The sequence below is a fragment of the Pedococcus sp. P2_F6 genome, from assembly GCF_056403675.1.
In genome coordinates this window covers 37,057-50,812 of the sequence record NZ_JBFUEZ010000005.1, presented here as the reverse complement: position 1 = coordinate 50,812, position 13,756 = coordinate 37,057, and the positions used below count along the sequence as shown (strand labels likewise).

15 protein-coding genes and 1 tRNA gene are annotated in these 13,756 nt (G+C 67.8%); 10 read left to right on the top strand and 6 right to left on the bottom strand.

The genetic code is table 11. From position 1 onward, the window contains the following. The first annotated feature begins 677 nt into the window (after positions 1–677). The 5 genes from AC1DWP_RS15405 to AC1DWP_RS15385 all read left to right on the top strand — a co-directional run bounded on the left by AC1DWP_RS15405 (position 678) and on the right by AC1DWP_RS15385 (position 2,738). On the top strand, positions 678–929 hold the full coding sequence (locus AC1DWP_RS15405; RefSeq protein ID WP_477615370.1) for a hypothetical protein: 252 nt from the start codon (positions 678–680) through the stop codon (positions 927–929). Between the two features lie 2 nt (positions 930–931). Then, entirely contained in the window at positions 932–1,540 is a 609-nt protein-coding gene (gene nadD / locus AC1DWP_RS15400; RefSeq protein WP_477615369.1) for a nicotinate-nucleotide adenylyltransferase, read from the top strand. Between the two features lie 7 nt (positions 1,541–1,547). Then, positions 1,548–1,922: a ribosome silencing factor gene (gene rsfS / locus AC1DWP_RS15395; protein WP_082592622.1), complete on the top strand. Its 375-nt coding sequence runs from the start codon at positions 1,548–1,550 to the stop codon at positions 1,920–1,922. After that, positions 1,919–2,569 carry a histidine phosphatase family protein gene (locus AC1DWP_RS15390; RefSeq protein ID WP_477615368.1) on the top strand — a complete coding sequence of 217 codons (651 nt, stop codon included), beginning with the start codon at positions 1,919–1,921 and terminating at the stop codon, positions 2,567–2,569. Before rsfS ends, AC1DWP_RS15390 begins: the two co-directional genes overlap by 4 nt. A 96-nt stretch (positions 2,570–2,665) precedes the next feature. Next, positions 2,666–2,738 (top strand) — tRNA-Ala (locus AC1DWP_RS15385). 60 nt (positions 2,739–2,798) lie between these two features. Here AC1DWP_RS15385 and AC1DWP_RS15380 read toward each other — a convergent pair. The 5 genes from AC1DWP_RS15380 to AC1DWP_RS15360 form a co-directional block, all read right to left on the bottom strand. Continuing rightward, complete coding sequence (locus AC1DWP_RS15380; protein ID WP_477615367.1) at positions 2,799–3,401, bottom strand: TetR/AcrR family transcriptional regulator; 603 nt, start codon at positions 3,399–3,401, stop codon at positions 2,799–2,801. A gap of 302 nt (positions 3,402–3,703) precedes the next feature. Continuing rightward, positions 3,704–4,570, bottom strand: coding sequence for an alpha/beta fold hydrolase (locus AC1DWP_RS15375; protein WP_477615366.1), 867 nt, complete (start codon positions 4,568–4,570; stop codon positions 3,704–3,706). A gap of 44 nt (positions 4,571–4,614) precedes the next feature. Continuing rightward, complete coding sequence (locus AC1DWP_RS15370) at positions 4,615–5,610, bottom strand: NADP-dependent oxidoreductase (RefSeq protein ID WP_477615365.1); 996 nt, start codon at positions 5,608–5,610, stop codon at positions 4,615–4,617. Positions 5,611–5,959: 349 nt separating this feature from the next. Next, on the bottom strand, positions 5,960–8,143 hold the full coding sequence (locus tag AC1DWP_RS15365; RefSeq protein WP_477615364.1) for a response regulator: 2,184 nt from the start codon (positions 8,141–8,143) through the stop codon (positions 5,960–5,962). Then, positions 8,140–8,508, bottom strand: a complete 369-nt coding sequence (locus AC1DWP_RS15360) for a SpoIIAA family protein (protein WP_477615363.1) — start codon at positions 8,506–8,508, stop codon at positions 8,140–8,142. Before AC1DWP_RS15360 ends, AC1DWP_RS15365 begins: the two co-directional genes overlap by 4 nt. A 414-nt stretch (positions 8,509–8,922) precedes the next feature. Between AC1DWP_RS15360 and AC1DWP_RS15355 the strand changes: the two genes are divergently transcribed. Both AC1DWP_RS15355 and AC1DWP_RS15350 read left to right on the top strand, forming a co-directional pair. Continuing rightward, on the top strand, positions 8,923–9,552 hold the full coding sequence (locus AC1DWP_RS15355; RefSeq protein WP_477615362.1) for a DUF2231 domain-containing protein: 630 nt from the start codon (positions 8,923–8,925) through the stop codon (positions 9,550–9,552). A 150-nt stretch (positions 9,553–9,702) separates the two neighbouring features. After that, a complete protein-coding gene (locus tag AC1DWP_RS15350; protein ID WP_477615361.1) occupies positions 9,703–9,933 on the top strand; it encodes a DUF3263 domain-containing protein in 231 nt (76 codons plus the stop codon). A gap of 36 nt (positions 9,934–9,969) precedes the next feature. On the opposite strand, the gene AC1DWP_RS15345 is transcribed toward AC1DWP_RS15350, so the two are convergent. Further along, positions 9,970–10,623: a PAS and ANTAR domain-containing protein gene (locus AC1DWP_RS15345; RefSeq protein WP_477615360.1), complete on the bottom strand. Its 654-nt coding sequence runs from the start codon at positions 10,621–10,623 to the stop codon at positions 9,970–9,972. A 189-nt stretch (positions 10,624–10,812) separates the two neighbouring features. Between AC1DWP_RS15345 and AC1DWP_RS15340 the strand changes: the two genes are divergently transcribed. The 3 genes from AC1DWP_RS15340 to AC1DWP_RS15330 all read left to right on the top strand — a co-directional run bounded on the left by AC1DWP_RS15340 (position 10,813) and on the right by AC1DWP_RS15330 (position 13,695). Next, complete coding sequence (locus AC1DWP_RS15340) at positions 10,813–11,508, top strand: ANTAR domain-containing protein (protein ID WP_477615359.1); 696 nt, start codon at positions 10,813–10,815, stop codon at positions 11,506–11,508. Between the two features lie 550 nt (positions 11,509–12,058). Continuing rightward, positions 12,059–12,808 carry a histidine phosphatase family protein gene (locus tag AC1DWP_RS15335; protein WP_477615606.1) on the top strand — a complete coding sequence of 250 codons (750 nt, stop codon included), beginning with the start codon at positions 12,059–12,061 and terminating at the stop codon, positions 12,806–12,808. Further along, positions 12,805–13,695: an NAD(P)H-hydrate dehydratase gene (locus AC1DWP_RS15330; RefSeq protein WP_477615358.1), complete on the top strand. Its 891-nt coding sequence runs from the start codon at positions 12,805–12,807 to the stop codon at positions 13,693–13,695. Before AC1DWP_RS15335 ends, AC1DWP_RS15330 begins: the two co-directional genes overlap by 4 nt. Positions 13,696–13,756 lie beyond the last annotated feature (61 nt).

Genomic DNA, 13,756 nt, shown 5'->3' with positions numbered 1-13,756 from the left:
TGGATCTCCGGGTGCGAGGTCCGGTGCCACCGAGGTGGCGCCATGCTCGCGGTGCGGGTGCTGTCGTCACCGAGGTGACGACTCTCCCCACGGGTGGTGCAGTTCCTCGGCCGGCGAACCGGCCACGTCCCTGCCCCTGTCGATCGCCCACGTCCTCCGGCGAACCGGATGTTGTGGCCACTGCGACGATGGCGCCCTGCCTGCTCCGGCGAACCGGTGCAAGCCACGGCGATGCGATCTGGTCAACGGGCCCGGCATTCCTCCGCGGCGTCGCCCGCGGACCTGTCAGCCCGAAGGCTTCAAGGACCTCGTCCGAGCGAACCCGGTCGAGGCGGTCGTCCGTTATCCGGCTGACCTGTGCTCCTGTCTCACGGCCGTCCCGGGTCTCCCCGTTTCGACCCTCCGACCGGAGCGCGTGAGAGATTTCTAATGGCCGCATCCGTTGTGCCGCAATAGGTTTCGCGAAACATTTTTCGTCCACCGGTTTCCCACACCGTTGTCCACACCCGGCCGTGCTCGCACGGGATGTTGTACACACCCCTGTGCACAACATCCGTGGACAGACGCGCCGATGGATCCGGTCCGATCCCCGGGCGGATCCCGGGAGAGCGGGGGCTTGCGAGGCGGGGGCGGCGATGGGCACGGCCCGGGCCCCGCCGGCGGGTACGCTGGGGCCCATGTCGTTGTCGTCGTCGTCCGTGTCCCTGTCGAACCTGGTCGTTGTCGCCGAGGAGCACACTCGCGAGCTGCCGATGTCTCCCTATGCCTTCGGGGCCCTCGCGTTCGTCTCGTTCCTCGCCCTCCTCGGCGTCCTGTGGGCCTTCCGTGGCACCGCGCAGAAGCACGTCCTCGGTCACGCCTCGCACGGCAGTGGCCACCAGCACGACAGCCACGGCGCGCACACCGACCACCAGGGCAGCCACCACTGACCATGCGCCTCGGAGTGATGGGCGGGACGTTCGACCCGATCCATCACGGCCACCTCGTGGCCGCCTCCGAAGTCCAGACCCGGTTCGGGCTCGATGAGGTCGTCTTCGTCCCCACGGGCCAGCCCTGGCAGAAGGACGAGCGCGAGGTCAGCGCACCGGAGCACCGCTACCTCATGACGGTGGTGGCGACCGCTTCCAACCCCCGCTTCACGGTGAGCCGGGTGGACATCGACCGTCCCGGCCCGACCTACACGATCGACACCCTGCGCGACCTGCACCGTGAGCGGCCCGATGCCGAGCTGTTCTTCATCACCGGTGCCGACGCGCTCGCCCAGATCCTGTCCTGGAAGGACGCGGACGAGCTGTTCGACCTCGCCCACTTCGTGGGCGTCACCCGGCCGGGTTACGTCCTTTCCGAGTCCGGTCTCCCCGCCGACCGGGTCACCTTGCAAGAGGTGCCCGCGATGGCGATCAGCTCCACCGACTGTCGAGCGCGCGTCGAGCGCGCCGAACCCGTCTGGTACCTCGTGCCCGACGGCGTCGTCCAGTACGTCAACAAATACCGCCTGTATGCCGCTGGCTCACCTGCCGGCGCACCGGCACGAACGTAGGAGAGCAGTGCCCGCCACCGAACGATCCCTTGACCTGGCCATGACGGCCGCCAAAGCCGCCGACGACAAGCTGGCCACCACAGTGGCCGGCATCGACGTCAGCGAACAGCTCGCCCTCACCGATGTGTTCGTGATCGTCTCGGCGAGCACCGACCGACAGGTCGGCGCCATCGTCGACGAGGTGGAGGACCAGCTCCGCGAGAAGGGTGCCAAGCCGATCCGCCGCGAGGGCGAGCGGGACGGCCGCTGGGTGCTGCTCGACTTCGGCGACATCGTCGTGCACGTCCAGCACGATGAGGAGCGCGAGTTCTACGAGCTCGAGCGGCTCTGGAAGGACTGCCCCGAGATCGACCTCGGCGTGCCCAAGCGCCGGGACGCATGAGCGGCGAGGCCTCGGCCTCGACCGCCCCGACGACCTCTGGTCGGCGCCGGATCATCGTGCTCAGGCACGGCCAGACCGACGACAATGCGCGGGGCGTCTGGCAGGGACAGGTCGACAGTGACCTGTCCTCCCTTGGCCACGAACAGGCACGCGCAGCGGCCGGTGCGCTGGCGGCATACGCACCGTCGGTGGTCGTGGCCTCGGACCTGAAACGGGCGGCCGAGACCGGCGCGGAGGTCGCGCAGGCGTGTGGCCTGCCGATCAGCTACGACGCGCGGTGGCGAGAGATCCACGTGGGTCAGTGGGCAGGCATGACGAGCGAACAGGTGAGCAGCGAGTTCCCCGAAGAGCGGCTGCGACACCTGCGCGGCGAGGACTTCGTGCGCGGGGTGGACGGGGAGTCGCTGTCGGACGTGGCACAGCGGGTCCGTGCCGCTCTGGACGACCTGCTCGACGGCCTTCCGGCGGGGCAGACGGCCATCGTGGCGACGCACGGGGTGACCGGCCGCGTGGTCATCGCCGAGCTCGTGGACCTCGACCGGCTCACCGCCTGGCGGGTGCTCGGGGGTTTCGGCAACTGCCACTGGGCCGAGGTCGTCGAGGCCGAGAACGGCTGGCGGATCCAGGCCTGGAACGCGTCGGCCTGAGGTCCGTGCGCGGACGCCGCCCCGATTTGGAGATTGGGTGGGGGTACTGGGTAAACTTCCGCAGTCCCCCTCGGGGGATGTCCCACTCGGGAGACCGGGGCTGTGGCGCAGTTGGTAGCGCACTTCCATGGCATGGAAGGGGTCAGGGGTTCGAATCCCCTCAGCTCCACCGAAGACGAGATGGCCTCCGGCCGGCGGAAACGCCGGTCAGAGGCCATTTCCGACGGCATCACGCGGGTAGCAGAACCCGGACCTGGTCCCTCACCTCGCGCACGAGGTCGTCGGCCGGTTTGGCGATGTTGATTGTCGCGGCCATGCTGACGAACATGATCGCGGAGACGATGTGCGCGAGGGTAGCGGCGTCGTCGGAGTGGATGCGATCGTCCCGCTGCAGCACATCGGCGATCGCCATTTCGGTCTGCACGGTCAGGTTGAGCGCGTCGCGGTGGTGGGGTTCCTCGGGGTCGCCGAAAACGATCTCTCGTAGGTAGGTCCGTCCGTTGTCGACCTGTTTGCGGTTGCACTCCACGACCGGGCGGACGATCGCCATGACCGCGTCGAGCATGTCGGGGATGTTCTCGGCCGCCGTCCTGCCTTGGGTGAGCGCATCGGCGTAGGTGGAGTTCTGCACGAGCAGCAGGAGCTCGCCCTTGGACTTGGCGTAGAGGAACAGCGTGCCCGCACCGATATCGGCCCTGTCGGCGATCTCCTGGGCGGTGACCTCGTCGACGCCGCGCTCGGCGAAGAGCTCCCGTGCGGCGGCGGTGATGCGGTCGAGTTTCTGCTGCTTGTTCCGCTCACGCCGTCCGACGGGCTGGGAGGTGAGTGGCATGGCTGCCGCCCTTCTCTGCGGTGGGCTCCGGGGTGTGGGCTCGAATGTGCCGGCGCTCATTCTTCCACGGCGGTGAGAGGAGCTCTCGTATCTCGGAACTCCGGTTAGAGCGCCCCACCGGTCCGCCGAGAGCCGCCTTGACTTGGCCGGTCAGGTCATCGGCGATGACCTCGTACTCGCCGGCCTCGACTGCGTCGTAGTCCTCGGTCACGAGCGCCGTTGGCTGCATCTCGTTCGATCGGCGCTTTCGCCAGTGACTTGCTCATGTCGCTCATTCCTCCTGGGTTGGGTCGCCCGGTCGGTCAGCGGGCGAGGAACTCGACGGCGACCGGGGCGAATCTGTCGTGGAACTGGAAGATGCCGCCGTGGCCGGAGTCGGGGTAGATGACCAGCTCGGAGCCCTTGATGCGGCGGTGCAGGTCTTCGGAGAGCACCGAGGGCACCATCCGGTCGTTGTCCCCGTTGGCGATCAGGGTGGGCTGGGTGATCTGCGAAAGGTCGGCGGCGGGTGACCGTCCCCACTTCTTGATCGCCTTGAGCTGCGTCTGGAACGCCCTGACCGCGACCGGCTTGTCACGGTCCGTTGTGCGCTCCTTGAGGCGCTCCACGAACGCGCGGGCGGCAGGCTTGCCCGTGGCGTTGCGGTTGAAGAAGAGAAACTCCTTCGGGTCCGACCGCGTCACGGCGGCGCGGAGGATGTCGTAGTAGGTGGTGCCGGCGACCTTGTCGATGTCCTTGCCACCGGCGGGGCCGGTGCCGGTGAGAACGAGCTTGCGGACGAGCCCGGGGTGCTTCACCACGAGGGCCTGGGCGATCATGCCGCCGAGGGAGAAGGAGAAGACGTCGACCTCGTCGAAGCCGAGCGCCTTGATGAAGGTCACGGCGTCATCGGCCATCGCCTCGATGCTGTCGGGAACGGTGCCGGTGGAAGCTCCGACGCCGCGGTTGTCGAAGGTGATGACGTGGTGCTGAGCGGCGATGGGGTCGATGATCCGGGGGTCCCAGTTGTCGAGGTTCGCGGCGAGGTGGACGAGGAAGACGACGGGGACCCCGACCTTCGGCCCCAGCTCGCGGTAGGCGTAGGTCACGCCGCCGGCGTGGATGGTGCGGGTCGGCGCGTCCTTGTAGGAGGTGATGAGGTCGTCCTGTGCGTGGCTGTTCGTGCTCATGATGTGCTCCTGTGTCCTGGTTCGTGGGTGATGAGGTGGGCTGGTCAGGCCCTGCTGATGACGGCCTTGCCGCGGATGCCGCCCTTTTCGAGCGACTGAACTGCCTTCACGGTCTGGTCGAAGTCGAAGACCCGCCCGACGACGGGGCGCAGGGCGCCGGCATCGACGAGATCGGTGATCTGGCGAAGCTGGTCACCGCTGGCCCGCATGAAGAGGAACTCGTACGTCACGCCCAGCCGCCGGGCTTGGCGGCGGATGCTGCTGCTCAGGGCCGTCATCACCAGCCGGAGGATCGGGTTGGCGCCGAGCTCGCGGGCAAACGCCGAGTCGGGTGGTCCGGCGATCCCGATCGCTTTGCCACCGGGGCGCAGCACGCGGAGCGACTTCTCGAGGTTTGTCCCGCCGAGGCTGTCCAGCACGAGGTCGTACCCGTCAAGGAGCCGTTCGAAGTCCTGGCGGCGGTAGTCGATGACCACGTCCGCCCCGAGTGCGCGCACGAAGTCGACGTTGCCGGTGCTGACGGTGGTGGCGACCGTGGCACCGAGGTGCTTGGCGAGCTGGATCGCGATCGTTCCTACTCCGCCGGCGCCGCCGTGGATGAGGACCCGTTGTCCTGGCTGCAGGTTGCCCCGCTCGACGAGCGCCTGCCATGCGGTCAACGCCACCAGCGGTAATGAGGACGCTTCCTCGAAGCTGACCGAAGCGGGCTTGAGCGCCAGATCCGCCTCGGCAACCGCGATGCGTTCCGCGAAGGCTCCGATGCGGTCCTTGTCGGGCCGGGCATACACCTCGTCGCCGAGCCTGAAGCCCTGCACCTTCGCGCCGACGCCGATCACCGTTCCGGCGACGTCGTTGCCGAGGATCTGCGGCAGCTTGTACGGGAGGATCTGCCTGAACTCGCCCGTCCGGATCTTCTCGTCGAGCATGTTGAGCCCGGCAGCCTGGACCTCTACCAGCACGTCGCGCTCTCCGACCACGGGCTCGGAGACATCCGCTTGCTGCAACGGACCCTTGTACTGCCTCACGACGAACGCTCGCATGCTGACTTCTCCTCGACAGATTAACTGAGTGACCTCAATAATGAGCGCGCTCAGTTAATCTGTCAAGCGGGAGCCGTCTTCAGCCGGAAGGCGTCACCTGGCTGGACGCGGCGCCACATCCTCCTTGTGCGCAACGCCGGAAGCGGGTCGGCCGAGCCTTTCGGCCCTCGTGGACCCGTGCTGGGTCTTGAGCGTCCCGCGTCCAAAGGCGTCCGACAGCTACTCGTCGATGGTCTTGATCCCGCTGACGGTGTCCATCAGCATGCTTTGCCGCAAGCGGTGGTGAACCTGGAAGGCTGACCGGGCTCGGCTCGTATGCGATAGCCACGTGGGCTGCGCGTTCCCTCTGTCAGAGGGCAGCGCGCAACAGTCGTTCTGCGAGCTTGAGCTCGGACCCCAGCAAATCGAGCAAGGCGACGTCAGCTGGTTGTCCGCCGGTTTCGACCTGACGGGCCAGGTCGGCGACGCGGCGGGCGCCTAGGTTCGCCGCTGACCCTTTGAGTTCGTGGGCAGCGCTTCGCAGGCTGTTGGTGTCGTTGGCGTCGAGGGCTCGGCGCATCGTCGCGAGCAGGGCCGGGGAAGCGGTCGTAAAGGCGTCGACTAGAGCCGGGAGGAGCCCGGGCCCGGCTGCTGCGCCGAGCTCGCGTAGGGCTGAGAGGCGCTCGGGGTCCAAGGCCGCGAGGCGCTCCGGGTCCAAGGCCAATGTGTCGCTGTCGAGCGAGCTCGGCGGCTCAGGGTCGGGTTGGTTTGCCCGGCTATGGGCGGGGCGCGCCCAGCGGTCCAGAACGTCCTTGAGTGTTCTCAGGGCGACGGGTTTGGGGATGTACGCGTCCATCCCGGCCACCAAGCACCTTTCGTGATCCGCGGGCGTCACGCCGGCTGTCATGGCGATGATCGGCACCCGTATACCGCCGTTCTCCCGCCGCCGGATTTCCTGGGTCGCGACGTACCCGTCCATCACGGGCATGTGGCAGTCCATCAGCACGGCCGCGTAGTCGACGGACGTGACGGCCTCCACGGCCTTGGCACCGTTCTCGGCGATGTCGACGTCGTAGCCCAGGTGTGTGACCAGCCCCTCGGCGACGAGCTGGTTCACGGTGTTGTCCTCGACGACGAGCACGCGTCCCGAAGCCGTCGCCGCTCGCGCCGCGTCGGGCTTCTCCGCCTGCTCGGACGCCGTTGTGGGAGCATCCGTCACCAGCCTGAGGAGCCGGTCGAAAAGCTCGGAACTGCGCACCGGCTTGCTCAACGCGCCCTGGACCCCGGCGCGCCGCAGCTCGGCCCGGTCGATCTCGATCGACGACGAAAGCATGATCAGCGCAGTGCCGCCCAACGTATCCTCGGCGCGGATGAGGCCCGCCAGCTCGATGCCGTCGATGTACGGCATGCACCTGTCGAGCACCGCGATCGCGTAGGGATCGCCAGAGGCGAGTGCGGCGCGCATCATGCCAACGACCGCGTTTGGATGCTCGACGACGTCGGGTCGCGTTCCCCATTCCGTGAGATGCGCGTGGAGCACCAGCCGGTTGGTGGCGTTGTCGTCCACGGCCAAGACCCGCAGTCCCTGTAGCTGGTCGCGGCGCGGTACCCGGGGTGGACCGGTCGCCGACACGGGGAGCGGCACTTCGAACCAGAACGTGCTGCCAACGCCTTCTTCACTGTCCACTCCGATGGCGCCGCCCATCGCCTCGGTCAGGCTGCGCGAGATCGCCAGTCCGAGACCGCTGCCACCGAACCTGCGCGTGGTGGACGGGTCGGCCTGGGTGAAGGAGTCGAACATGGCGTGCTGCGCATCTTCCGCGATGCCGATTCCTGTGTCGGTCACCTGGAAGCGCACCCGGCCCGGGTCCGTCGTGCTCATCCGTGCGGTGATCACCACCTCGCCCTTGTCGGTGAACTTCACCGCGTTGGAGGCGAGGTTGAGCAGGATCTGGCGCAGCCGTCCCTCATCGCCGACCAGTCGCGCTGGGACCTCGGGGGCGCAGTAGGCGATCAGCTCCAGCTCCTGGCGCGCGGACACGGGTGCCATCAGAGTCGCCACGGACTCGACCAACGACCGGGGATCGAGGTCGACGAGTTCGAAGTCGACCATTCCTGCCTCGAGCTTGGAGAAGTCGAGGACGTCGTTGATGACCTGGAGGAGGGCCTGCCCGGCGTTCTGGAGGTTGTCGACGTACTGGACCTGGGTCTCGTCCAGGTCGGTGTGCCCGAGTAGTTCGGTGAGCCCGATGACTCCGTTCATGGGGGTCCGGATCTCGTGGCTCATCGTGGCCAGGAACTCTGACTTCAAGCGTGAAGCCTCCGTGGCCTCCTTGCGGGCGACCTCGAGCTCCGCCGTGCGGCTGGCAACGCGCTGCTCGAGCTCGGAGCGGTTGGCGCTGAGCTCCTCGGCCAGCATGTTGATTCCGACCACCACGGCGTCGAGGTCGTCGTCCTCCGCGGGGCGTGCCCCGCGGGCATCAAGGTCGCCGGCGGCGAGGCTGGTGAGCAGCTCGATGATGCTGTCGATGCCCGTCTGACGGGCCTCGGTCATGCCTGCACTTGCAGCCACGCGACTGCATCGGCCTCGGAGGTGAACATCTTCACCGGGATCGCGCCTCGCTTCAGCCCCATGAAGAAGTTGGCCAGCATTCGCGTAGAGGCCGAGGCGGCGATGAGCGCGACGGCTCGGTAGTTGGGATTGCGGTCCATGAAGAACTCCCGAGCGGGACGGTCAATCGACTCAACCTGACGAAGGTCGACCAAGGAGAGCACCTTGCCCCGTCCTAGGGCCTTGATCTCGGCATCCACAGCGCGAGCCTCCTCAATGCCGCACACCGCACCCGGGAGCCAATCGGTCCGTGCCGTACCGCTTGCCTCGTCCCACGAGACCTCGTAACACTTGTCCTCGGCACTCATCCCGCCACCTCCCAGCCAGAGTCCCCGGTCTAGCGCCAAGGTACCCTAGTGCCGTCCGTAAACGACAGAACGGCATCGGTCGGGGCATATCCCCCAAGTGGTGATGTCCTATATCTAGGTGGACAGCCTGACGTTGCCGACAGGCGGCTGATCGGTCGTGGTCCGCCGAGTGCCTGTTGCGGCCCCCGCAACCCTTCGCGCCATCAGCGAGCCAAGCCACACCCACTGAGGAGCGCCCGCTCGTTGCGGGCCAACCTCCACACAGAGGGGTTGCTGCTCACAGGGCCGATTCGCGTCCCCTGGCGGATCCCCTCCACCGAAGACGAGATGGCCCCTGGCCAGCGGAATCGCTGGTCAGGGGCCCTCTCCCTGTCGCTCGGGGTTGGGATCTCCGCGCCTGGGTAATGGGTGGGGATGACACTCACGGATTCGTATGCCCTACCCGATGCAGTCCCGCAGGGCGGCGAAGGCGACGACATGGTCGTCCGCGCGATGCACCGCCTCGAGTCGTCGGCGGCTCTGGACCGACTGGGTCGTGTGCTCGAGTTTGCGTCGAGGCCGCTCGCCGCGGAGCCCACTCGCTCGCTGCTGCTGGGCGCAGGTACGGGTCACGCACTTCACCCGGTCATGACGGATGTCCCCATCGGGCTCTGGTCTTCGGCGGTGCTGCTCGACGTGCGTGGCAGGCGAGCTGACCGCCCCGCTGCGCGCCTGTTGCTGGCGGCGGGCCTCGTGTCTGTGCTGCCCACCGTCGTCACGGGCATGGCTGAGTGGCGTCAGCTGAACCGGCCGGAGAACCGTGTCGGCGCGCTGCACGCGGCGCTGAACCTCGGGGCTGTTGGCTTGTATGCCGTGTCCCTGGGTCTGCGACGTCGCGGCCAGCACGGCTCGGGCGTGGCCGCCAGCCTTGCGGCTACCGTCGTCGCCAGCGGGGCGGGATACCTCGGTGGTCACCTCGCAATCGCGAGGAAGGCCGGAACTCGGCACCCGGCATACGAAACTGACGCGGTGGGGCCGAGCCTCGGCCGACCGGATCCCGGGTGAACCCCACCGGCGGCAGGCGGGAGCGGATGGCGGCTCGCTACCCCAAGCCCCGAGAATCGGGGACCGAGTTGTGGATTGACGAGCACCTCCAGCGGGTAAGGAAGGCCTATCTGCACCCGTCGTCGGGCGCCCTGCTGAAGGAGGTCCTCTGTGACTGACACGGAGATGGCCATCCTCGACTTCGAACGAGAATGGTGGCGCCACGCCGGTGCGAGGGACCAAGAGGTCGCGCAGCGGTGGGGCATGAGTGCCTCCGAGTACGACCGTCGGCTGATCGCGATTGCGATGCGTCCCGAAGCGATGGCGTACGACCCGCTCACGGTGCGGCGCATCCGCAGACGGCTCGTCCCCCCGAGCCGCGCGCAGTTCGGCGGTAGGTGACCAGACACGTCAGCCTCGCGCCAGCACACGAATGCGTCAGGTCGAGTGCCACGATGAACGGGTCGGAAGACTGCCTGCACCATCGCTGGGTTCAAGGGACATGACAATGTCAAGCAGGCTGCGGACCGGCTCGTCCCGGCTGAAGGCAGGGTCGCAGAGGCCGGCCACGATGCGGTGCGCCACCTCCGCGAGCTTGATGTTGTGCCGGCTGGAGTACGCCCGGAGCAGCTCGAAGGCGCCGTCCTCCTCAACGCCGAACGTCAGCATCAACGCCCCTTTGGCCTGCTCGATGGCTGCCCGATGCTCCGCGGAGGCGGCCACCGCAGCCCTGGCGGTCTCGCGTATGGGTTCGGTGAGGTCGACGACGAAACCAGTGAGCCGCTTGACCTCTCCACCGACGGCCTCGCTCTCCCCGACGAAGATGACTCGGCGGATCTGGCCATCGCCGCGAACGAGGCTGTAGACACACGAGTACGGGCCTGGGTGGACGAGGTGATGCTGAAACCTGGCAATCATGACCGGACGGTCCTCTTCGACCATGTGATCCAGGATGAGATCGGTGGTGGGTACCTCGTCAGGTGCCAGATCGTGGAGTTCTCGCAGGCCTTCGGACCAGGTCCAGCGGCCACTCTCGGCCTCGTACTCGAACGACATCGTCTGGCCGTCGCTTTGCGCACCGTCGCGGGTCACCGGCTACCTCCTACATGACGACCCTGAGGGATCTCCCAAGTGGGAAGGCCACTTCTCGACCAAGGCCAAGAATACGACGCGGAATCCGCCGACGCCACGGGCTCGAAGCGGGTGGTCGGTGCATTGCATAGTTGACGCGGGATCGGGTAGATGTGATGGGTAGACGGTCTAGCGGAGGTCAGCGAGAGCATGGAAGGAATTCCCGAGACGCGCTTGGCGCTGGCCGAGATGTCACGGTTCCAGGATGAGGACCTGACGGCTCGGTTCGGCGCCATGGCCGACCGGGTGGGCGCGCTTGCCCCGGAGTGTGTTGGCCTGACGTTGTCCTTCCTGCAGCAAGGACTGGCGTTCACATGGGTCGCCACCGGCTTGGACGTCGCGTCTCTGGACGCGGTGCAGTACCTCGGCAACGGCCCCTGCGTCGAGTCCATGCAGCAGGGCGCCATCGTGGCAACGACCGGATCAGATCCCCTCGACGAGGGCAACTGGCTGCTGTTCTCGCGAGCGGAAAACACTGCCGGCGTCGCCAGCACGCTGTCCATCCCCCTCCTGGAGGACCGGGTCGTCGTCGGCGGAGTCAACTTCTACGGAAGCACACCCACGGCCTTTGACGGGCTGCACTCCAAGCTCGCCGCCGAATGCGGCGGGTGGCCGGCAGGCGCCGTGACCAATGCCGACCTCTCCCTCTCCGGGGTGCGTCGGGCGCAACAGACACTGGAGAGGATGCGGGACCAGTTCGTCACCGACCAAGCCGTCGGCATGATCATGGCCGTGCACCGCGTGGGTGACCAGACGGCAAGCCAACGACTCCACGAGGCCGCCCAACGAGCCGGCATACATGATGCGGAGCTCGCCCGGATCCTGGTGAAGACGCGCCTTCTCTAGACCGATGTCGGGCGCTGCGCACTGCTGATCCGGGAGCCCGAACGCACCGCTGTGGGTCAGGCGGGATCGCCGAAACTGGTCATTGGGGCGCGCGTAGCCGCTATGACCAAGTGCTCGACGAGCTCGTCCAACGACCGGAACTCCTGTGTCCTGGTGGCGACCGACAGGTGCCACAGGAGATGGCTCGGAGCATGCTGCTTGATCAAGGTGGCGGCAAGGTGATCGTGCGTGGCTGGAAAGCATCGAGGGCTCAGGTAGGTGCCGAGCTCGTCCGCCCAGCTCGAGGCTTGGGGGCTGGTCGGCGCGGTGGGCGAGGTCATTGGTGTCTCCCGGGGTCGCATCACACCCGGCGTGTCCATGGGTGCTCACCTCACCGTTCCCACAACCATTCCGACTCAAACGCGCACAACGGCAGCGATCACGATCGCGGGACGGATGGCGCGGGCTCGTTTGCCCGGCACGGGGACGGGGTAGCGGGCAGGTACATGCATCGCACACCTAGAGCGGGCCAACGGCGGTCCTCGCGAGGAGGGAGAGCTTCGTGCTCGACATGCAGCGACTCGGACCGGCCAGCCTCGTGCTGGTGCGTCACGGCGAGAGCATCGGCAACCTGGCAGATCGCGCGGCCCGTGAAGCCGGGGCCGCCCGACTCGACCTGCAAGACCGCGACGCGGACGTGCCCCTGTCGGACACGGGGCGCGAACAGGCGGACGCCTTGGGCCGACACCTGCGCGCGCTGGGCGCGACCGCGAGACCGACTGCCGTCGTCAGCTCGCCCTACCGGCGAAGCGCGGACACGGCCGAGCTGGCGCTCGCCACGGCTGGTCTCGCTACCCCGGTGATGCGCGACGAGCGGCTGCGCGAACGCGAGCTGGGACTGTTCGACGGGCTCACCGGCACCGGCATCCGCGACCAGTACGGCGACGAGGCGCGGCGGCGTGAGCACCTCGGGAAGTTCTACTACCGGCCACCCGGCGGTGAGAGCTGGTGTGACGTAGCCCTGCGGGTCCGCTCGTTCCTGCGTGACGTCGGCACCCGCCCGGCCACCGACCGGCTGTGGATCTTCACCCACCAGGCGGTGATCACCTGTTTCCGCTACGTGCTCGAGGGGATGGACGAGGCCACAGTCCTCACGCTGGACCGCACGGTGGACGTCCCCAACGCTTCGACCACCACGTACCGACGCGGACCGGCGGGCGTACCCGAGCTCGTCGAGTACGCGTCGTCCGCAGTGGTGGAGTCGTGCGGCGTTCCGGCCACGCACGAGCCAGAGCACGCAGGGCGGGGGAGCGCGTCATGAGCCGGACCGTCCGCGACCTGGGCACCGATCAACTCAGCGCGTGGCCACTACCGGACCCGGGCGGGGGCAAGGAGGGACGGGGTCGCGTGGTCGTGGTCGGGGGCAGCCGGCGGACTCCCGGCGCGGTGCTTCTGGCTGCGGAGGCGACGATGCGGGCCGGCGCCGGGAAGGCACAGGTCGCGACCGTGAAGAGCGTGGCCGTCGCGGTGAGCGTCGCCCTCCCAGAGGCGCTGGTGACCGACTTGCACGAGACCAGCGACGGCGAGATCGCCGCGAAGGCGGCCGAACAGGTGCTCAAGCTCGCTGACGGTTGCGACGCGCTCTTGCTGGGGCCGGGGCTGATGTCACCGGACTCGGCCAACGACCTGCTCGACGAACTGGTGCCGCGACTGGACTGTCCTCTGGTGCTGGATGCCTTGGCCATGGCCTACCTGACCGAACACCCGGACGGGGTCGCTCATCTCGACGGAAGGGCGGTCCTGACACCGAACGAGTCCGAGCTCGCAGAGACGCTCGGGCGGGACAAGAGCGAGGTCGCAGCCCATCCCGGGGAGTGCTGTGCCGAGCTTGCGGACCGGTGCGGCGCCACTGTGGTCGCGGGTGGCGAAACGACGTACATCGCCGCACCTGGCTCGGCGGTCGTGTGGCGCCACCCGGGAGTTCCCGGTCTCGGGGTCGCAGGGTCTGGCGACGTCAAGGCAGGCATCGTCGCCGGACTACTGGCGCGAGGCGTCCCGGCGGAGGGCGCGGCAGCCTGGGGCGTGGTGCTCCACCTGACGGCCGGCAGGGCGGTCAGCGAGCACCAGGCGCCACTGGGCTTCCTCGCCCGAGAGGTGCTCCCGTGGGTCCCGCGGGTGATGACGCAGCTGTCGTCACAGGCAACCTGAACGATGGTCGTTTATGCGCATTGGCCCGCTCAGACCACGAAACCCATACCCACGAGAGATG